Origin of the sequence: Massilia sp. CT11-108 (assembly GCF_047302915.1) — a bacterium.
In the GTDB taxonomy this organism is placed as follows: Bacteria; Pseudomonadota; Gammaproteobacteria; order Burkholderiales; family Burkholderiaceae_D; genus Telluria; species Telluria orientalis.
On the sequence record NZ_JBKYMO010000063.1, the window covers coordinates 1 to 18,406 of the forward strand.

17 protein-coding genes are annotated in these 18,406 nt (G+C 66.3%); 7 read left to right on the plus strand and 10 right to left on the minus strand.

Annotated elements, in window-relative coordinates; translation table 11 throughout:
• The 3 genes from ACEN88_RS08130 to ACEN88_RS08140 form a co-directional block, all read left to right on the plus strand.
• The coding region (locus ACEN88_RS08130; RefSeq protein ID WP_413338598.1) for a c-type cytochrome at positions 1–223 on the plus strand (223 nt) is incomplete at its 5' end.
• Complete coding sequence (locus ACEN88_RS08135; RefSeq protein WP_413338600.1) at positions 220–1,491, plus strand: cytochrome c; 1,272 nt, start codon at positions 220–222, stop codon at positions 1,489–1,491. The genes ACEN88_RS08130 and ACEN88_RS08135, both read left to right, overlap by 4 nt.
• Positions 1,492–1,507: 16 nt before the next feature.
• Complete coding sequence (locus ACEN88_RS08140; protein ID WP_413338602.1) at positions 1,508–1,723, plus strand: hypothetical protein; 216 nt, start codon at positions 1,508–1,510, stop codon at positions 1,721–1,723.
• Here the strand turns inward: ACEN88_RS08140 and ACEN88_RS08145 are convergent.
• From ACEN88_RS08145 to ACEN88_RS08155, 3 genes are read right to left on the minus strand one after another with little or no spacing between them, the layout of a single operon-like run.
• Positions 1,713–2,249 (minus strand): DUF4865 family protein, encoded by a 537-nt coding sequence (locus ACEN88_RS08145; protein WP_413338604.1) that lies wholly within the window; start codon positions 2,247–2,249, stop codon positions 1,713–1,715. The two genes, ACEN88_RS08140 and ACEN88_RS08145, sit on opposite strands and share 11 nt — an antisense overlap.
• Entirely contained in the window at positions 2,246–2,641 is a 396-nt protein-coding gene (locus ACEN88_RS08150; RefSeq protein WP_413338606.1) for a tautomerase family protein, read from the minus strand. The genes ACEN88_RS08145 and ACEN88_RS08150 overlap by 4 nt, the downstream gene beginning before the upstream one ends.
• 10 nt (positions 2,642–2,651) lie before the next feature.
• Entirely contained in the window at positions 2,652–2,963 is a 312-nt protein-coding gene (locus tag ACEN88_RS08155) for a carboxymuconolactone decarboxylase family protein (protein WP_413338608.1), read from the minus strand.
• Positions 2,964–3,065: 102 nt separating this feature from the next.
• Between ACEN88_RS08155 and ACEN88_RS08160 the strand changes: the two genes are divergently transcribed.
• Both ACEN88_RS08160 and ACEN88_RS08165 read left to right on the plus strand, forming a co-directional pair.
• Complete coding sequence (locus ACEN88_RS08160; protein ID WP_413338610.1) at positions 3,066–3,923, plus strand: LysR substrate-binding domain-containing protein; 858 nt, start codon at positions 3,066–3,068, stop codon at positions 3,921–3,923.
• Positions 3,924–4,079: 156 nt separating this feature from the next.
• Positions 4,080–4,973, plus strand: coding sequence for a 2OG-Fe(II) oxygenase (locus ACEN88_RS08165; RefSeq protein WP_413338612.1), 894 nt, complete (start codon positions 4,080–4,082; stop codon positions 4,971–4,973).
• 11 nt (positions 4,974–4,984) lie between these two features.
• Here ACEN88_RS08165 and ACEN88_RS08170 read toward each other — a convergent pair whose 3' ends face one another.
• The 4 genes from ACEN88_RS08170 to ACEN88_RS08185 form a co-directional block, all read right to left on the minus strand.
• Positions 4,985–7,114: an ATP-binding protein gene (locus ACEN88_RS08170; protein WP_413338614.1), complete on the minus strand. Its 2,130-nt coding sequence runs from the start codon at positions 7,112–7,114 to the stop codon at positions 4,985–4,987.
• Between the two features lie 81 nt (positions 7,115–7,195).
• Positions 7,196–8,914, minus strand: coding sequence for an ATP-binding protein (locus ACEN88_RS08175; RefSeq protein ID WP_413338616.1), 1,719 nt, complete (start codon positions 8,912–8,914; stop codon positions 7,196–7,198).
• A gap of 7 nt (positions 8,915–8,921) precedes the next feature.
• Entirely contained in the window at positions 8,922–10,094 is a 1,173-nt protein-coding gene (locus ACEN88_RS08180; RefSeq protein ID WP_413338618.1) for an FIST signal transduction protein, read from the minus strand.
• Positions 10,095–10,246: 152 nt separating this feature from the next.
• The gene (locus ACEN88_RS08185; RefSeq protein WP_413338620.1) at positions 10,247–11,368 is read right to left on the minus strand and encodes a type IV pilus twitching motility protein PilT; all 1,122 of its coding nucleotides are present in this window, start codon (positions 11,366–11,368) and stop codon (positions 10,247–10,249) included.
• Between the two features lie 195 nt (positions 11,369–11,563).
• Between ACEN88_RS08185 and ACEN88_RS08190 the strand changes: the two genes are divergently transcribed.
• A complete protein-coding gene (locus ACEN88_RS08190; RefSeq protein ID WP_413338622.1) occupies positions 11,564–14,161 on the plus strand; it encodes a glycoside hydrolase family 3 C-terminal domain-containing protein in 2,598 nt (865 codons plus the stop codon).
• Between the two features lie 230 nt (positions 14,162–14,391).
• Entirely contained in the window at positions 14,392–15,162 is a 771-nt protein-coding gene (locus ACEN88_RS08195; protein WP_413338624.1) for a head GIN domain-containing protein, read from the plus strand.
• On the opposite strand, the gene ACEN88_RS08200 is transcribed toward ACEN88_RS08195, so the two are convergent.
• Genes ACEN88_RS08200 through ACEN88_RS08210 form a run of 3 tightly spaced genes read right to left on the minus strand, consistent with a single transcriptional unit; the run spans position 15,163 to position 18,335 of the window.
• Positions 15,163–17,433: a TonB-dependent receptor gene (locus ACEN88_RS08200; protein ID WP_413338626.1), complete on the minus strand. Its 2,271-nt coding sequence runs from the start codon at positions 17,431–17,433 to the stop codon at positions 15,163–15,165.
• 7 nt (positions 17,434–17,440) lie between these two features.
• Positions 17,441–17,881, minus strand: a complete 441-nt coding sequence (locus tag ACEN88_RS08205) for a YcnI family protein (RefSeq protein WP_413338628.1) — start codon at positions 17,879–17,881, stop codon at positions 17,441–17,443.
• A 10-nt stretch (positions 17,882–17,891) separates the two neighbouring features.
• Positions 17,892–18,335, minus strand: a complete 444-nt coding sequence (locus ACEN88_RS08210) for a copper chaperone PCu(A)C (protein ID WP_413338630.1) — start codon at positions 18,333–18,335, stop codon at positions 17,892–17,894.
• Between the last annotated feature and the right edge of the window lie 71 nt (positions 18,336–18,406).

Sequence of the window (18,406 nt, forward strand, 5' to 3'; positions counted from 1 at the left end):
CGACTACATCAACGCCCAGTTCGGCGCCTGGCGCAACGGCACCCGCCGCGCCCACGCGCCCGACTGCATGGCGACGATCGCCGGGCGCCTGTCGCTGGCGGACGTGGCCGCGATCTCGGGGTGGCTCGCGAGCGAACCGGTGCCGGACGATGCCACGCCCGCACCCGACGTGCCTCACCCGATGCCGCTGGCGTGCGGGAGCGAACCGGAGCGGCGGCCATGAAGCGCAGCGTCATCCTGATCCTCATCGTGGCGGCGCTGGCCGCCCTGTTCGTCGCGTGGCCGCGCGCCGAATTCATCCCGTCGCGCTCGCAGGCAGCGTGGGCGGCGACACAAGCCAATATCGCCCGCGGCGCCTATCTCGCCCGCGCGGGCGACTGCATGGCGTGCCACACCGCGCGCGGCGGCACGCCGTATGCGGGCGGACGCGCGCTGGCCACGCCGTTCGGCACCGTCTACGCCCCGAACATCACGCCGGACGCGCAGACGGGCATCGGCGCCTGGACCGCGGACGATTTCTGGAATGCCCTGCACAACGGCATCGGAAAAGGCGGCCGCTTGCTGTATCCGGCCTTCCCGTACCCGAACACGACGAAGGTGACGCGCGACGACGCCGACGCCCTGTACGCGTACTTGCGCAGCCTCGCGCCCGTCAACCAGCCGAATCGTCCACATGCATTGCGCTTCCCGTACGACCGGCAGATCGTGCTGGCCGGCTGGCGCCTGCTGTATTTCAAGCCGGGCGTGTACGCGCCGCAGCCAGCGAAAGGCGCCGAGTGGAACCGGGGCGCCTACCTCGTCGAGGGCCTGGGCCATTGCGGCGCCTGCCACAGCCCGCGCAACGGCCTCGGTGCGACGGGCGCCCGGCTGTCCGGCGGCCACATTCCGATCGTCGGCTGGTACGCGCCTGCGCTGGACGCCGACAACGAGGCAGGCCTCGGCAACTGGGACCAGGCGCACATCGTCCAGCTGCTGCGCACGGGCGTCGCGCCGCGCGGCGCCGTGTTCGGGCCGATGGCGGAAGTCGTGGGACAAAGCCTGCAATACCTGACGGACGCGGATGCGGGGGCAATGGCGACGTACCTGAAATCGCTGCCGGCCGATCCGGCGCCGCGGCGGCCAATCACGCCGCCGCCCGAGGAGATCATGAAGGCGGGCAGGAAGCTGTACGAAAACCACTGCGCCGACTGCCACGGCAGCGACGGCCGCGGCACGAGCGTCGCCGGCCATCCCGCGTATCCGCCGCTGGCCGGCAATGGCGCGTTGACGATGATCGATCCGGTGAACGCCATCCGCATCGTGCTGAACGGCGGCTTCCCGCCCACGACCGCGGGGAATCCGCGGCCGTTCGGCATGCCGCCGTACAGTCCCCTGCTGGACGACGCGGAGGTGGCGGCCGTCGTGACCTATGTGAGGAATAGCTGGGGCAATGCGGCACCTGCCGTCACGCCGCCGGAAGTCAACCGGTGGCGGGCGGTGCCGCTCGACTGATCACAAGGAGGACAACATGCCACTTTATCGCGTCTGGTACCGCAACAACGAGGAACCGCTGGAATTCACCACGCCCGGCCGCATCAGCGAAGCGGAGATGCTCGACCAGGTCCTCGCGCACGAAGGCATCGAACCCACGGGCCCGACGACCGTGCAGGCGCTCATCGCCAGCCACGGCCTGGCGCCCGTGCGCTACACGGAAGACGAAAGCGAGATGAACGTCATCGGCTAGCCGTGGACACGTGGCCGACCGCATAGACCAGCGTCGCGGCGTCGGCCACCGGCTCGCTGTCCCACAGGCGGAAGCGCACCAGGGTCCACGTTCCCGGCTCGTAGCCGACGACCACCGCGAGCGCGCGGCCGCCGTCGGCCGTCTCTTCCCTGCGCAACGCTTCCAGGTCGGCGCCGGGCGGAATCGTCCGCCGCTCGACGGACGCGAAGCGCGCGTGCTCGAAGCCCGGCGCACATCGTGCCTGCCACACGAGCCACGTCGCCACCGGCGGCCGGCCGAACGCCTGCGCCACGCCGGCGAATCCGGGGCCGTTCAGGAACGCGTGCATCCCGTCGACCGTGTTCCAGACGTAGAACGGCGCGTACGCATTGTCCTGCGCCGGCCCCGTCTTGCGCGCGCTGAGATAGGCCTTGAACAGGAGCCCGGGAAAACCGTCCATCAGGTGGCCCTTGTCCGCGATGCGCCGGTCGATGATCGCCATGTCGTAGTCGGCCGGCAGCGCAAAGCGGTACTGCATGGCGATCATGGTTTCTGCTCCGCCAGCGGCGCCGCGATGCCGTTGCTGAACGACCAGTCGGCGTAGTCCGTCGTCTGGACGATGACCATCAGGTCCTCCGGCTGCAGCCCGGGAGATTCGGCCAGCAGGTCGGCAAGGCGCTTGTAAAACGCCTGCTTGGTCTCCGCGTCGCGCGGCTTGCCGCCGGTAACGCAGACGAGGATGAAATCGTCGCTGCGCGGGCCGCCGAGGTAATCGCGGTCGAAAACCAGTTCCTCGGGGTCGTGCTGGTGGATGGCCTGGAAGCGGTCCGCGACGGGGATGCGGAAGGCGTCGACCAGGGCCCGGTGCACGGCGTCGGACACGGCACGCAGGTACTCGCGCGGCTTGCCGCGGCGCAGGGAGATGCGGACGAATGGCATGGCGGTCTCCTCACTTCGGATCGCCGAGCAGGCGCGCGGCGGTGGCGGCCGCGGGCCAGCCGGCGTAGAAGGCCAGGTGCGTCACGACTTCTTCCAGCTCCTGCCGGGTGACGCCGTTGTCGAGCGCGGTCTGCAGGTGGAACGGCAGCTGGCCGTCGCGGCACAGCGCGACCAGGCAGGCGACCGTCACGAGACTGCGGTCCCGTTTGCTCAGTGCGTCCCGCTCCCACACTTCGCCGAACAGCACGCGGTCCGAAAGATCGGCCAGCGGCGGCACATTGCCGAGGGCACGCTGGCCCTGGCCTTTCAACGTGGTCGTCATCGTCTTGGCTCCTTGAATGGTTGACACGGCCATCGTAACGCCGTCAAACTATTCTGAAAATCGAATATATTTGAATCAACCATTCAATGAAACGGGACAATCATGCGGCGAACGAATTTCGACATGGACGCGCTGCGCAGCTTTTGCGAAGGCGTCGACCTCGGCAGTTTCGCGAAGGCGGCCGACAGGCTCGGACGGTCGACGTCGGCCATCAGCATGCAGATGAAGAAGCTGGAAGGACAGGCCGGCACGGACCTGCTGCGCAAATCCGGGCGCGGCCTGGAGCTGACCCCGGCCGGCGAAACGCTGCTCGGTTACGCGCGCCGCATCCTCGACCTGAACGACGAGGCACGCACGGCACTGGCCGGCCTGGAGCTCGCAGGCACCGTCAGGCTGGGCCTGCAGGAAGATTTCGGAGAACGCCTGCTGCCCAACGTGCTCGGCCGCTTCATGCGCAGCCATCCGGACTTGCAGATCGAAGCCGTCATCGCCCGCAACAGCGAACTCGTCGCGCAACTGCAGGCCGGGAAGATCGATCTCGCCCTCGCGTGGCACACGGGCCTCGACTTGCCGTACGCGGACTTGCTGGGCGAGTATCCGATGCGCTGGGTGGGCGCCGCCGCGCACGAGCCCGTCGTCGAACCGGTGCGGCTCGTCGTGCTGCAGGCGCCCTGCCTCATGCGCAAGGCGGCGACGGACGCGCTCGACCGGGCCGGCATCCCCTGGCGCGTCGTCTACACGAGCCCCAGCCTGGCGGGGATCTGGGCCGCTGTCGCAGCCGGACTCGGCGTGACGGTGCGGACCAGCCTGGGGTTGCCCGGAGACGTACGCGTGCTCGATGGCTTGCCGGCGCTGCCCGGCATCCGGCTCGCGCTGTACAGCGGCGCGGCGACGCCGTCGCCAGCCTGCGCGCGCATGGGCGCGCTCATCAAGGAACACATCGTGAACGCGCCGTATTAATTGCGATCTGTTGTTTCTCGTCCATAACTGATGTTATCTGATTGACACCGTGCTAGCATGCCAAAGCCGAGCTTAACCGCCGGTCGATTCACATTTCTACCAAAAAGTTAAATTCCAAAACTAAATCGTTAAATCAATATCCTGAAGAGGTCAGTGATGAATCGAGCCGTAGAACCCGATACAACTTACCCGAGCGCCACGCTGCCGATCAGTACAGATGGGAAACTCTCCCTGGACCCGAAGAAAGCCCGGGAATTCGGGGAGGAACTGTCCGGCGTATATTGCTTCGCCGAACCCTTTCCGCACATCGTCATCGACGATTTTCTCCCGCGAGCCCTGATCGAAGAGATCTACGAGAAGTTCCCCAGAGAGAAGCTCGCAGACGATAAATATTACGAGAACAACTACGCGGGTCTGCACAAGCGTCAGGTATTGCCGGAAAGCTGTGAAGAACGCTTGCGCAACGTTTTTCATTTCTTTAATTCCGCGCCTGTCCTGCAGTTCCTGGAAGGCCTGACGACGATCGAGTCGCTGGTCGGCGATCCTTATTACTATGGCGGCGGATTCCACGAGATCTTCCGCAGTGGGAAACTCGGCATTCATGCGGATTTCCGGGTGCACTCGCAATTGCACCTGAATCGGCGCATCAACATGCTCATTTACCTGAACAAGGACTGGGACCCCGCATACGGCGGCAACCTGGAGCTCTGGGACAGGCAGATGACGGCGAACGTCGAAACCGTCGCGCCGCTGTTCAATCGTTGCGTAATTTTCAATACCGACGCGGATTCATACCACGGCCACCCGGACCCGCTGAATACGCCGGCCGGCATCACGCGCAAATCGATCGCCCTGTACTACTACACGGCGTCGAAAAAGGTCTATGAAGACACGCCGGCACACTCGACCATGTACGTCGCCCGTCCGAACGACGCCGGTTCGGACAAGCGGCAGGCCATCCGGCTGAGAATCGAAAACTACAAGAAGGACTGGCTGCCCCCGGTCGCGCTCAGGGCGCTCGCCAGGATCAAGCGCAAGAAGAAAGCCTGAGCCAGCGGCTGCTACGGCAGCCGCCACGACCGAAGTGTCGAGAGAACAGTCAACAGCTCGGCCGGTTCGACGGGTTTGGCGACGTGCATTTGAAAACCGCTCGTCAGCGCCCGCATGCGATCCTGGACGCGCGCGTAGGCGGTCAACGCCACGGCCGGTACGCCGGGCAGGTTGCGCTCCTTCTCGCGCCGCCTTACCTCCGCGATGAACGCATGGCCATCCATGCCGGGCATGCCGATATCGCTCACGATCAGGTCCGGGCGCATGCCCTCCCAGAGAATCAATGCCTCTTCCGCGTTCGATGCGGTCTCGACCACGGCATGCGCGCTCGACAGGACGGATGCGAGCATGTTGCGCGCATCGTGATCGTCCTCGACGAGGAGCACGACCACGCCCGATAGCCCGAACTCATCCGTATTCAATGGCACCCGGTCGGATTGGACCGAGAGCTCTTGTTCGGTGGCCGCCGAGCGCGTGGCCAGGGGTGCGATGGGCAGGCTCACGGTGAACGACGCCCCCTTGCCGAGGCCATCGCTATGGGCGCTTACCTGTCCCCCGTGCAGTTCGACCAGTTTCTTGACGATGGCCAGTCCGAGGCCCAGGCCGCCATGCTTGCGGCTCGACGACGAGTCCACCTGCGTGAAGCTGTCGAATACGCGCGGCAGGTATTCCGCCGGGATGCCTGCGCCGTTATCCGTCACGACGATGTGTACACTGGACTCGTGACGTTGCAGGGCGAGGTGCACGCGACCGTGCTTGGGCGTGAACTTGATCGCGTTGGAGACCAGGTTCCAGACGATCTGCTGCAGCCGCTCGGGATCGCCCGAGATCGGACCGGCCAGCGGATCGATCACCAACTGCAATGCCACCGACTTGGCCATCGCCGCCGGGCGCAGCGCTTCGATCGCCGCCTCCACGGAGGCCTGCGGCGAAAACAGCCGGACATTCAGGCGCAGCTTGCCGCTCACGATACGCGAGATGTCCAGCAAGTCCTCGACAATCTGGGCTTGCGCACGGGCATTACGTTCGATCGTCTCGATCGCACGCTGGGTCATCGCACTGTCGAGGCGGCCCGACGTCAGCATTTGCGACCACCCGAGAATGGAGGTGAGCGGCGTGCGCAATTCGTGCGATACCGTCGCGAGAAACTGGTCCTTTGCTTCATTGGCGCGCGAGGCCGCTTCGTAGAGGCCCTGCTTCTCCTGGGCTTCCTGCTGCGCCCGACGCTGGGCGAACACGGCCTCCTGGTAGAGCGACGCCTTGTTCAAGCCGATGGCCGCCTGGGCGGCGAGTGTTTCCACGATCCGCTCATGCTCTTCCTTGAAGACGCACGTCTCCCCATGCCCGAAGAACAGCCCGCCGATCACGACGCCGGTGCCGAGCTTGACGGGAACGGCCAGGTAGGAACGTACCGGAAGGTGCCCCGGCGGCATGCCATGATGGGGCGACATTTTGCCGTAACGGGGATCGAGGCGGATGTCGTCGCTGCGGATCGTACCTTCGCCGCGAAACGTCGGGCCGAAGACTGGGGTATTGCGGGGCAACGGGAATCTGGAGAAGCGTTCCTTGGGTACCCCGGAGATGGTGTACAGGGTGTAGGACTCCCCCTCTTCGTTCCGTACGTTGTAGAAGAACGCGCCGAACTGCGCACCGGTCAGCCTGGTCGCGGTATCGGTCACCGCCTGCACGATTTTCTCGTGGTCGAGTTCTTGCAGGATCAGCAGGCCGATCTGGTACAGCGCCTCGCGCTCGTTCTCCTGTTTGCGCGCGGCGCTGGCATCCTGGACTTCGATGACGGTACCCACCACCTCGCCCTCCCGCCGGATCGGGCTGGCGGTGAATTTTACGGCGTAATGATGCCCGTCCTTGTGAACGAAGGTTTCTTCGCCCTGCTCCTGCATATTTGCGGGCGCGGCGCGATCGATCGGGCACGCTTCCAGCGGATAAGGTGTTCCATCGGGTTTCGTGTGATGGACAAAGTCATGCAGAGGTGCCCCCTGGACCTCGGCAAGCGTATATCCCGTCAATCGTTCGGCCGCCGGATTCATGTAGACGCAATGCTGGCGGTTGTCCATGACGAACAGTGCAACCGTCGCGTTGTTACACAGATCTTCCAAGTCCACTAAGCGCTGGCTTTCCACTGGCTGCCGTACCCAAAAAAAATAATGCCGGGATTTTACTTGGCGTACAGATCCATTGGCGCGCGCGTCGGTACGCAGCCATTATTGCAACTTGAGGAGGCCTCGAGGACGGTCTCCGGCGCGTCCCGGCGCGCTGTCCGCCCCGTTCGCGAGCAGGCGCAACAACGCCGTGATATCGACTGGTTTGGTGAGGTGATGGTCGAAGCCCGCAGCGATCGAACGTTCGCGATCCGCCGCCTGGCCGTAGCCTGTCAACGCGATCAACGTGGCCTGTGCGGTCTGCGGCAATGCGCGAAACCGTTGCGCCAGCTGGTAGCCGTCGATATCGGGCAAGCCGATATCCAGCAGGAGCACGTCCGGTGCAGCCGCTTCCACCAGCGCCAGCCCGCGGCGTCCCTCGTAGGCGACATGCACCTGATGCCCGATCGAACCCAGGTACAAGGACAGCATGTCGGCCGCGTCGGCATTGTCGTCGACAATCAGGATGTTCAGCGGTCGGCCCGGCGCCGTATCGCCGTGCCGCGGCATGTCCGGGACGGATGTCGCCTGCGCCCGCGGCAGCCAAACGGTAAATTCGCTGCCGGCGCCTGGCCCTCTGCTCGTCGCGCCGATGCATCCCCCGTGCTGCTCGACCAGGCTTTTCACGAGTGCCAGCCCAATCCCCAATCCGCCCTGGGCGCGATCGAATGAACGTTCGCCCTGGACGAACAGATCGAAGACATGAGGCAGCAGCGCGGCATCGATACCGATGCCGTTATCCCGCACGACCAGTTGCACCGTGCCCGCATCCGCACTCAGTTCAAGCTCGATGCGGCCCCCCTGCGGTGTGTACCTGGCGGCGTTGTTGAGCAAATTCGTGACGATCTGCACCAGCCGGGTGCCGTCGCCGTGCACGTACGCGGCTGGCGTCGGCACCGACAGTGCCAGATGGTGACGGCGCGCGTCGATGAGAGGCCGCGCCTGTTCGACCGCATCGCGCACGATGGTCACGATGTCGTGCAGTCCCTCCGTCAGCACCACGAGGCCGCGCGTGACGCGCGAGACATCGAGCAGGTCGTCGAGCAGTTTGGTCATGTGCCCGATCTGGCGGTCGATGATCTCGCAGGTCTGCTTCACCCGATCGGGCGTGGCGTGCCCGAGCCTCAGGATCCTGGCCGCCATGCCGATCGGCGCGAGCGGATTGCGCAGCTCGTGCGCCAGCATCGCCAGGAACTCGTCCTTGCGGCGGTCCGCATCGCGCAGCTTTGTCTCCGCCTCGCGCCGGAACACCAGTTCGTCTTCGATGCGCTGGTAGGCCGACTGCAGTTCGCGCCGGCTGACGTCGAGGGCCGTATTGAGTTCGTTGGCACGGCGGTGGCTTTCACGTGCGGCGGCGGCGAGCCCCACGGCGGCGATTTCAGCCCGTTCGCCAGCCAGCTTCGCACCCAGCAGGGGCAGCAGGGCGACAATGGCAGCACGGGTCGGCGCGGCAGGCTCCGCCCCAAGGAACACGACGATGACGTTGCCGTCCGAATCGCACTGCCCCCATGCCGGCGCGTCCGTATCGGATCCGGCCCACGGCAGGGCCGCCTCCGCGCTGCCCATGTCCGCGCAACGGCGCAGGAACGCCTGCCAGCGTCCACCGGCACGCAACGTCTGGGGCAATCCGGGCGCAGGCAGGAATATCCCGACTTCCGCGTCCCTTCCAAACAGTAGAACCTGTGCGACGCCGGCATAACGTGCAAGGTTGGTCGTCCCGACAAGTCTCGTCCCGGCGTTCTGCAGCTCGATAAAGATGGACACCAGCTCGAACGGGATCATCGCATGCTCAGCGCGGGATCGCACATACGACGGCAGTACAGTTGTGGAATCCGCTAAATTGTCCGGTGCTCCGGGCGATCTGGCCATACGTGTTACAACCGGCGAAATTTTCCGACCCGAGCGCCTCGCCCACGGCTTTCAGTTCGTCGTCGAATCCACGCCCGAGGCGCAGCCGGGTGGCGGCGCAATCGAACAGCAGCGAACCGGCGTGTTCTCCCCCATCCAGACCCGCCAGCGCCGCCTGGGCCGCCTCGCGCGCGGCTTCGCAAGCAGAGGCGGCGTCCGCGACCATGATGTGCACGGTGGCCCCGACCGGCACCTCGGCGGCACAGGAAATCGAGCCGTCGTCATCGAGCGCAAGCGGTACGCGCAGCTTGTAGCCGTCGCCGGTGTCGATGCCGATCACGTTATGAAGGAAGAACGGGAGCGGATCGGCACGGTTGAACGTCTGGCCCGTGGCCTGGGCATGCTCTTCGAACGCTTCCACCGCAGACGTGGCGTTCAGGCTGACCAGCCGGGTGCCTTGCGCTTCGGTGACACGCAGCGGGGGGCTGCCCGGTCGCCAGCCATGACGAACGCCGAGACCGATGGGCTTCTTCGAAAGCATTTCAAGTACGACGATCGCATCGGTATGGGCTTCCGTCCCGATGAAAACATGCGTCTGCCTGAACCTGGCATCATCGGCCGCCCCGCCGCCGAACAGCTGGTAGGTGCCGCCGGTACGCAGCATCATCTCGTGGATGATCTCGTCGACATAGCCTGCCAGCGCATCGGTCAACACGAGCGCGCTGCGATACGGGAAATCGGGATGGTCGCTGCCGGTAAACACGGGCATGACCTGTTCGAGGGCGCCGCTGAAGTCTTGACGGAGTCCCGTGCCCAGTCCGGCTCGAAACAGGATCTCGTCCGTGCGGATGGCCATCACGGACACGGAACCTTCCCCCGTGGCGCAGCCGGAAAACTCGCCCGCCGACGAGCAGCCGACAAGCACGTGCGGCCGGCAGGCAGCCTCGAGTGCGGCCAGCAGCGGATGGTAATCGATTTCGGGAGATGCGAAGACGATCAGCACGTCGGGGCGGCCGCCGTCCAGTTTTTCAAGGAGAGAATCGGCCAGCACGCGGCTTGCCGTTTCCGGCGAGCATAGGAGAGTATGGCTGACCGCCACTTTGGTATATGCCATGGGTGATCGATACAGTGGGTAAACGCTGAGGAATGACTGGAGAGTTACCGAACAGCTCAACAGACTTTGGCTGTCTGCATACAATAGTGTAATCAGGAAAACCGTGCAAAGTTTGTCCGTGCGGCAACAATTCCAGCCGGCTCAGCGCCCCGTCACACCATCTCGGCAAACCCGATCCGGTCCGTGGTCGCCGCCCGCGCCTCGTCCACGCCGACCACGTGCGCGGCCAGCAGCGCTTCCAGCACGCTGTTCATCGTGTGGCACCCCGGCCCGCGCCCCGCGTTCATGTGCGCGCGGATGGCGCCCAGGTCGCCCTCTTCGATCATTGCCGCGACGGCCGGATTGATGGTCAGGCATTCCGTGGCCAGGTGGTAGCGGTTGCCCTGCTTCGACGGCAGCAGCGCCTGGCACAGCACGCCGCGCAGCGCGTGCGCGAGGGCCTGGCTTTGCGCTTCGGAATTGCCCAGCAGGCGCAGCATCTTCTGCAGGCCCAGTTCCGTCGAGCGCGCATGCAAGGTCGCCAGCACGAGCGGGCCGGATTCGGCCAGCGCCAGCGCTTCCTGCGCGGTCTGCGCATCGCGGATCTCGCCGATGACGATCACGTCCGGACGCTCGCGCAGCGCGTCCAGCGCACCGAGGTAATAGCTTTCGACGTCGCCATCGACGCCCACCTCGCGCTGCGTGATGATGCATTTGCGCTGCGGGATCAGCGTCTCGACCGGATCCTCGATGGTGATGATGTGGCCCGAGCGCTGCCTGTTGATCTCGTCGAGGATGGAAGCGATCGTCGTCGACTTGCCCTGGCACGTGTCGCCGATGATCAGCACGAGACCACTGGTCAGGCGCGCGAATTCGCGCTCGTCCGCGTGCAGGCCGAGCGTGTCCAGCGCCAGCGGCTCCTTCGGGAAGCGGCGGATCACGCAGCCCAGGCGCTTCTTGCCCTGGAAGCTGAAGCAGTTGGCGCGGATGCGGGCCGTGTGCAGGTCGATCGAGCGGTCGAAGGCACGGTCGGCGATGCGCTCGGCCCAGTTCGGCTCGATGACGTCGAAGAACTCTTCCAGCTCTTCCTTCGTGATGGGCGAGTCCGTCACCGCGACGAGGCCCTTCGGCTGCCGGAGCATCAACGGACTGTTCTGGTGGATGATGATGTCGGAAAACACCAGCTTCGAATTCAGCAGGTGCAATATCTGCTCGACCAAGGTGCCGAACACCGGATGGTCTTCGTTTTCGATATACGACAGGGTGGGAATCTGCGAGGACTGGTGGTATTCCATCATGTGTCGAATGGCAAACGGGCCCGGATGAGCGATCCATTCATTATAAAACCGGCATCCTGTCAAAATTCCAACTGGAAAGATATTTTTTCTGACACCAAGCTTCGACCGTGCCTTGGCCGCCACATCGTTTCGACTGTTAGCGCACGACATTTTCGTGTTAGCATCTTCGAAAACTTATAACAGGAGACTACGATGACTCGCCATCTTCCCTTCGCACTCGCACCAGTCGCATTGGCTGCCCTGCTCGCCACGGCACCCGCGGTGGCCCAGCAGGATCCGGCAGCCCGCGCGGCCAGCCTCGTCGCCCAGATGACGCTGGAGGAAAAAGCGGCGCAGCTGGGCAACGACGCCCCCGCGATCCCGCGTTTGAAAATCCCGAAATACAACTGGTGGAACGAAGGCCTGCACGGCGTCGCGCGCGCCGGCTACGCGACCGTGTTCCCGCAGGCCGTCGGCATGGCCGCGACCTGGGACGAGCCGCTGATGCACGACGTGGGCGACGTCATCGCGACGGAATTCCGCGCGAAGTACCTCGCCACGCGCGCCCCCGACGGCGGTACGGACTGGTACCGCGGCCTGACCGTGTGGTCGCCCAACATCAACATCTTCCGCGACCCGCGCTGGGGCCGCGGCCAGGAAACCTATGGCGAAGACCCGTACCTGACGTCGCGCATCGCCATCAACTTCATCCACGGCCTTCAGGGCGACGACGCGCAATCGTTCAAGACGATCGCCACCGCCAAGCACTTCGCCGTGCACAGCGGGCCGGAATCGAACCGCCACCGCGAAGACGTCCACCCGTCGCCGCACGACCTCGAGGACACGTATTTGCCGGCGTTCCGCGCCACCGTCACGGAAGGTAAAGTGGCCTCCGTCATGTGCGCGTACAACGCCGTCAACGGCATCCCTGCGTGCGCCAGCGACGACCTGATGGAGCAGCACCTGCGCCGCGCCTGGGGCTTCAAGGGCTTCGTCGTGTCGGACTGCGGCGCGGCCGCCAACATCTACCGCGACGACAGCCTGCACTACACGAAGACGCCCGAGCAGGCCGTGGCCGCCGCGTTCAGCGCGGGCATGGACCTGATCTGCGGCGACTACCGCAACAAGATGACGACGGAGGCCGGCCCCATCGTCAACGCCGTGCGCCAGGGCGAATTGAAGGAGGCCGTCGTCGACCGCGCGCTCGTGCGCCTGTTCGAATACCGGATCCGCCTGGGCTTGCTCGATGCGAACCCGCCGCAGGCGTACGCCGGCATCAAGCCGACCGACAACGACACCCCGGCCCACCGCGCCGTCGCGCTGAAGACGGCGCAAGAGGCGATGGTGCTGCTGAAGAACGACGGCCTGCTGCCGTTGAAAAAGACGCCGAAGACGATCGCCGTCATCGGCCCGAACGCGGACAGCGAGGATGCGCTGGTCGGCAACTACAACGGCCAGCCGTCGCATCCGGTGACGGTGCTGGCCGGCATCCGCGCCCGCTTCCCCGATGCGAAGGTGGTGTATGCGCCGGGCACGGGCCTCGTCGGACCGGCCGAACCGCCCGTGCCCGACGCGAACCTGTGCGTCGACGCCGCGTGCCGCACGCCGGGCCTGAAGGCCGAGCATTTCGAGGGCCCGGACCTGGCGGGCACCGCGCGGGGTGCCGTCGAAAAGAATGCCCGCGCCGCGTGGCAGGAAGGCGGCCACAATGCGTCCGCGCGCTGGACCGGCTACCTGAAGGCGCCGCGCACGGGCGATTACAGCCTGCGCTACCTGAGCAATGCCGGCTACCGCATCTGGGTCGACGGCAAGCAGATCGTGGATGCGTGGGACGTGACGGATTCGCCGTCGATCGAAGCGGGCAAGGCGAAGCTGCAGGCGGGTAAAACCTATCCGATCCGGATCGAGGCCGTGCAGCGCGGTGCGCGCGGCGACCAGAAACTGGTGTGGAGCACGCCCATCGACGGCGGCAAGGAAGCCGTCGACCTGGCCCGCCGCGCCGACCTCGTCGTGTTCGTGGCCGGCCTGTCCGCCAACCTGGAAGGCGAGGAACTGAAGCTGCAGGTGCCCGGTTTCGCGGGCGGCGACCGCACGAGCCTCGACCTGCCGGCGCCGCAGGAACGCCTGCTGGAAAAGGTCGTCGGCACCGGCAAGCCGACGGTGCTCGTGCTGATGAGCGGCAGCGCGCTGTCCGTCAACTGGGCCGACAAGCACGTGCCGGCGATCGTCCAGGCCTGGTATCCGGGCGGCGAAGGCGGCCATGCCGTGGCCGGCCTGATCGCGGGCGACTACAGCCCGGCGGGCCGCCTGCCCGTCACGTTCTACCGCGGCGTGGACGGCCTGCCGGCCTTCACCGACTACCGCATGGACGGCCGCACCTACCGCTATTTCAAGGGCGACGTGCTGTACCCGTTCGGCCACGGCCTGTCGTACACGACGTTCCGCTACGGGACGCCGGCGCTGTCGGCGCCGTCCGTCGCGGCGGGCAGCCCCGTCAACGTGGACGTCGAGGTGGCCAACACGGGCAAGCGTGACGGCGACGAAGTCGTCCAGCTGTACGTGGCCAAGCCGGGCGATGCCGCCAATCCGACCCTCGCGGGCTTCCGCCGCATCCACCTGAAGGCCGGGGAACGCCAGCGCGTCTCGCTGGCGCTGGATGCGCGCGCCCTGTCGCAGGTCGACGCGGGCGGCGCGCGCAAGGTCGTGCCGGGGGCGTACACCGTGTACCTGGGCGGCGGGCAGCCGGGGCATGCGCAGACGGTCAAGGCGGCGCTGACGGTGACGGGGGCGGCGTCCGAATTGCCGAAATAACTCTCAGCGCCGTTCCCGCGAAGGAGGGAACCCAAGTGCTGCATGCGTTTCGATAGCTCGTGCAAAATTGGGTCCCCGCCTCCGCGGGGACGACGTATTTATTGCGCGTTTCACCCCGCCTGCGTGCATTCCGGTCCGGTTTTCATGCGTTTTGTCGCAAACCGGTACCCCGCCCGCCGGCTCCCGCATACGATGTGCACATCGACACCATGCACATCAGGGAGACCACCATGACCCACCATACAACCCGCCGTTTCCTCCTCGCCGCCTGCGCCCTTGCCTGCATCGCCCTCGCGCCGCAGGCCGAAGCGGGCGATTGGCCCTGGAGCAGGAGCGAACAGGTGCAGGGCAGCGGCCGCGTGCAAAGCCAGGCACGCGAAGTCGCCCACTTCAGCGGTCTCGCGATGTCCCTGCCGGGCAACGTCGAGATCAGGAGCGGCAGCGGCCGCGAAGGCGTGACCGTCGAGGCGGACGACAACCTGCTGCCGCTGATCGAAACCGTCGTCGAAGACGGCACCCTGAAGATCCGCGCCAAGCGCAACACGAACCTGCGCACCCGCAACCTGAAAGTCGTCGTGCAGGCGCGCGACATCGACCGCCTCGCGCTGGGCGGCTCCGGCAATATCGATGCGGACGTCGTACGCGGCAGCCGCGTGCGCTTCGACGTGGGCGGCTCCGGTTCCATCAAGGTCCGCAAGCTGGAAGGCGAATCCGTCAACGTCGCCCTGGGCGGCAGCGGTAACCTGCAGGCGCTGGACGGCACGGCGCGCAGCACGTCGATCTCGATCGGCGGTTCGGGCACCGTCGACATGGGCCATGTGCGCACCGAGAACGCCAGCGTCACCGTGGCCGGCTCCGGCGACGCGACCTTGTGGGTGCGCGACAGCCTGAGCCTGACCGTGGCCGGTTCCGGCGACGTCAATTACTACGGCGATCCGCAGGTCACCCGCTCGGTGGTCGGCTCGGGCAACGTGAAGCGCCTGGGCGCCTCTCCCCGTTGATCACAGATCCCACCGCACCTCGGCCACGACGGTCCGCTGCGTGTACGGGTGAAACGCCCAGTAGGTACGGTCGTTGAGGTTGTCCACCCCGACCGCCGCGCTCCAGTGGCGGTCGAACCGGTAGCGTACCCGCGCATCGAACACGAGATAGTCCGACACCCCCATGTACGCATCGCCGTTCGGGTCGCTGTTGTCCAGCGTCCCGTACTGGCGGCCGCTGTAGCGACCTCCCAAGGTCGCGGTCCAGTGGTCGTTCGCCTTCCACGTCGCCAGCATCGTCGCGCGCCAGCGCGGCACGCGGGGCTGCCACTTGCCCACGCTTCCCGGGAAGCCCGCGTTCTCCGTGATGATGGAGTCGGCAAACGTGAGGCTCCCCGTCAGGTCGATCCCTTTTACCCCGACGTCGTCCGCCTGCGCCGATACCTCCAGGCCGTTCGTCCGGATGCGGCCCACGTTCTGCACCGTATTCACGGTCGTGCCGGCAGACACGAGCAGCGGCTGCGAATACAGTGCGTCGCGCGTGGTTTCGCGGAACAGCGTGACGCGCAGCGAACCCTTGTCGTTCAGCGTCTCGGCCGACAGCTCGCTCGTCCACGACTTCTCGGCCTTGAGGTTCGGATTGCTGTTGACGATGGCATTGTCGACGATGGAACCCTGGAACAGCTCGGCCGCCGTCGGGTTGCGTACGGCGCGGCCCGTCGAGGCCTTCAAGGTCCAGTCGGGACTGGCGCGCCATGACAGCGCGGCCTTCGGCGACCATGCCGTCTCGCTGCGCGACGGAAAGCCCAGCGGCGGCGCCAGCACGGCGTTCGACAACTCGCCGCCGTACGCGCGCCACCGTTCGAAGCGGGCACCGACCGTCGCACGCCATGCGTCGCCGATGCGCCAGTTGTCCTGCACATACAGGCTTTCCAGCCACGTGTTCCCGTTGAAGACGGAGACCTGGCGGCCGTCGCCCGCGTGCAGCCAGTCGCCCGCGCTGCCGAACACGCGCGTGCGCAGTTTCGCGTGGTCCGACTGCAGGCCGAATTCGACCGTGTGGTCCTCCGGCCGCCAGATGCCTTTCAGCGCCAGCGTGTTCCAGCCGCTGCCGTGCATGTCCGTGACCTGGCCCGCGCCGTTCGTGTCGGCGTCCGGCACGAGCACGGTCGGCGTGCGCACGAGGTCGCGCGCATAGTCGTACACGCTGGCGGCGATCTCCCAGTCGAACGTGTCGCGGCTGTGCTTCTTCAGCGACAGCCCGTGCATCGCGTGTTCCAGCGTGCCGCGGCTGGGTGCGAAATCGGAGGCGCGGATGTCGTACGCGCGGCCGTCGATGTTCACCCGCGTCGCCGTGGTGACGGGGTTGCCGGCCGCGTCGCGCAGATACGAATCGGCCACGCGTTTCGCCTCGTTGCGCCACCAGCCGAACGTGTAGCTGGCGCGCAGCTGCGGCGTGATGTCCCACGCGAGCTTGAATTTCGCGTGGTCCTGCACGGTGTGCGTCTGGCTCGTCGCGCCGATCAGCCACCAGTCCCTGTTCGACGGATTGCGCCCGGCGACGGCGCCCGTCACCGGGATGCCGCCACCGCCCGGCACGCCGGCCGACAGCAGTTTATTGGCGAACCCGATGGGCTGCGCATCGCTGTCCAGGCGCGACACGTCGATCCAGTACGACCACGCGCCGCTGCGGTCGCCCAGCGATGCGCTGCCCTGCCAGCCGTCGTAGCGGTCATCCGTGCGGTACAGCTTGAACCCCTGCGAATGGCCGGACAGCTTGACGTGGGCTTCGCGCTTCGTCGGCATGCGGGTCTGGAAGTCGACGACGGCACCTACCGAATTGCCCGGGTACGCGGCCGCGAACGGGCCATAGAGCACGTCGACGCGCTCGATCTCTTCCGGCGTGACGAGGCCCCAGCGCGGCGTGTACGTGGCGCCGTTGCCGAGCAGGTTGGACAGCAGGATGCCGTCCGCGTACACGAGCGAGCGCGCGCTGTTGCCCGTGCCTGACGCGCGGCTCGCGAGCACGGCGTGGTCGTAGTCGCCCGTGTAGCGCTTGCGCACGTTCAGGCTGGGCAGGTATTTCAGCGCGTCTTCGCTGTCGACCGCGTTGATCCGGTCCTCGACCTGGGCACCCGTGATGCCTTCGATCGTCGTCGGGATCTGCGCGGGCAGCGACGTCGGGCGGCCCCCGGTGATGACCACGGTTTCCAGGTGCGTGTCGTCCGCATGGACGTGCGCAGTCAAGCACGCCAGCGCGGCGAGCGCGAGGCGATGATGTTGGAGTCGCATGGGCACCTCAGTGATGGTGCATCGGCATCGCGGCGGGTAGCACTTCCAGCACCGGCGCGGGCGTCTTCGATTCGGGGGCGACGTCGGCCCAGTCCATGCGGCCCTTCTCGCATTGCTGGCCGACCTTGAACACCAGGCGGCCCGGCGCCTCGGGGAGCCTGGCCTGCAGCGTGAACTCGTCGTAGTACGCGTCCGGCAGCGGGCCGCCGCGCCAGTTGATCTCGCGCGGGGCCAGCGTGATGGTCCAGCCCGGCTTGGGCATCGGCTTCGCGGTGACGCCTTCCGGCAGCTGCACCGTGATGCCGGTCGTGGCGCTGCCGGCGCAGCCGTGGCCGACCTTGAACACGAGGGTTTGATGGGCGCCGGCCGGGGCGGTGGCCGGGGCGACGGTGATATGGGCGTGCGCCAGCGGCGCCGCGAGCAAGGCAGCGATCCAGAGAGCTTTCATGTGGCCTCCGTCAGTGAGCAGCGGTGTAAGTCAGCGGTTTGACCGGCACCTGCACGGTGACGTTCTCGCGCTTCTTGTCGGAACCGACGAAGGTCAAGGTCAGCGGCACCTGCTGGCCTTCCTTGAGCTGCTGCTTCAGGTCGAACAGCATGACGTGGTAGCCGCCGGACGACAGGTTGACGGGCTGGTTGGCCGGCAGGTCGATGCCGTCGACCTTTTGCATGCGCATCGTCTGGCCTTCCATGGCCATCTGGTGGACTTCGGCGCGGCCCGCGACGGGGCTTTGCACGTCGACGAGGCGCGTGGCCTTGGGCGAACGCAGCTGCATGAAGGCCCCGGCCGTCTTCTGGGCCGGCACGGTGGCCCGGATCCACGGGTCGCCGACGGTCACCTGGGCGAACGCGGCGGTCGTAACGAGGCTGGCCGCGGCCAGCACGATAAATTTGTTGTACATGACTTTACCTGACAAGAATGAATAAGCGGAATGAAGGTCAGGCAAAGACAGGCGGGCCGCGTGGCACGGCC

What these genes read in the sequence shown, in the direction of transcription:
- ACEN88_RS08135 (WP_413338600.1), top strand. Translation starts at nt 220, where the DNA reads ATGAAGCGCAGCGTCATCCTGATCCTCATCGTGGCGGCGCTGGCCGCC.
- ACEN88_RS08140 (WP_413338602.1), top strand. Translation starts at nt 1,508, where the DNA reads ATGCCACTTTATCGCGTCTGGTACCGCAACAACGAGGAACCGCTGGAA.
- ACEN88_RS08145 (WP_413338604.1), bottom strand. Translation starts at nt 2,249, where the DNA reads ATGATCGCCATGCAGTACCGCTTTGCGCTGCCGGCCGACTACGACATG.
- ACEN88_RS08150 (WP_413338606.1), bottom strand. Translation starts at nt 2,641, where the DNA reads ATGCCATTCGTCCGCATCTCCCTGCGCCGCGGCAAGCCGCGCGAGTAC.
- ACEN88_RS08155 (WP_413338608.1), bottom strand. Translation starts at nt 2,963, where the DNA reads ATGACGACCACGTTGAAAGGCCAGGGCCAGCGTGCCCTCGGCAATGTG.
- ACEN88_RS08160 (WP_413338610.1), top strand. Translation starts at nt 3,066, where the DNA reads ATGCGGCGAACGAATTTCGACATGGACGCGCTGCGCAGCTTTTGCGAA.
- ACEN88_RS08165 (WP_413338612.1), top strand. Translation starts at nt 4,080, where the DNA reads ATGAATCGAGCCGTAGAACCCGATACAACTTACCCGAGCGCCACGCTG.
- ACEN88_RS08175 (WP_413338616.1), bottom strand. Translation starts at nt 8,914, where the DNA reads ATGATCCCGTTCGAGCTGGTGTCCATCTTTATCGAGCTGCAGAACGCC.
- ACEN88_RS08180 (WP_413338618.1), bottom strand. Translation starts at nt 10,094, where the DNA reads ATGGCATATACCAAAGTGGCGGTCAGCCATACTCTCCTATGCTCGCCG.
- ACEN88_RS08185 (WP_413338620.1), bottom strand. Translation starts at nt 11,368, where the DNA reads ATGGAATACCACCAGTCCTCGCAGATTCCCACCCTGTCGTATATCGAA.
- ACEN88_RS08190 (WP_413338622.1), top strand. Translation starts at nt 11,564, where the DNA reads ATGACTCGCCATCTTCCCTTCGCACTCGCACCAGTCGCATTGGCTGCC.
- ACEN88_RS08195 (WP_413338624.1), top strand. Translation starts at nt 14,392, where the DNA reads ATGACCCACCATACAACCCGCCGTTTCCTCCTCGCCGCCTGCGCCCTT.
- ACEN88_RS08200 (WP_413338626.1), bottom strand. Translation starts at nt 17,433, where the DNA reads ATGCGACTCCAACATCATCGCCTCGCGCTCGCCGCGCTGGCGTGCTTG.
- ACEN88_RS08205 (WP_413338628.1), bottom strand. Translation starts at nt 17,881, where the DNA reads ATGAAAGCTCTCTGGATCGCTGCCTTGCTCGCGGCGCCGCTGGCGCAC.
- ACEN88_RS08210 (WP_413338630.1), bottom strand. Translation starts at nt 18,335, where the DNA reads ATGTACAACAAATTTATCGTGCTGGCCGCGGCCAGCCTCGTTACGACC.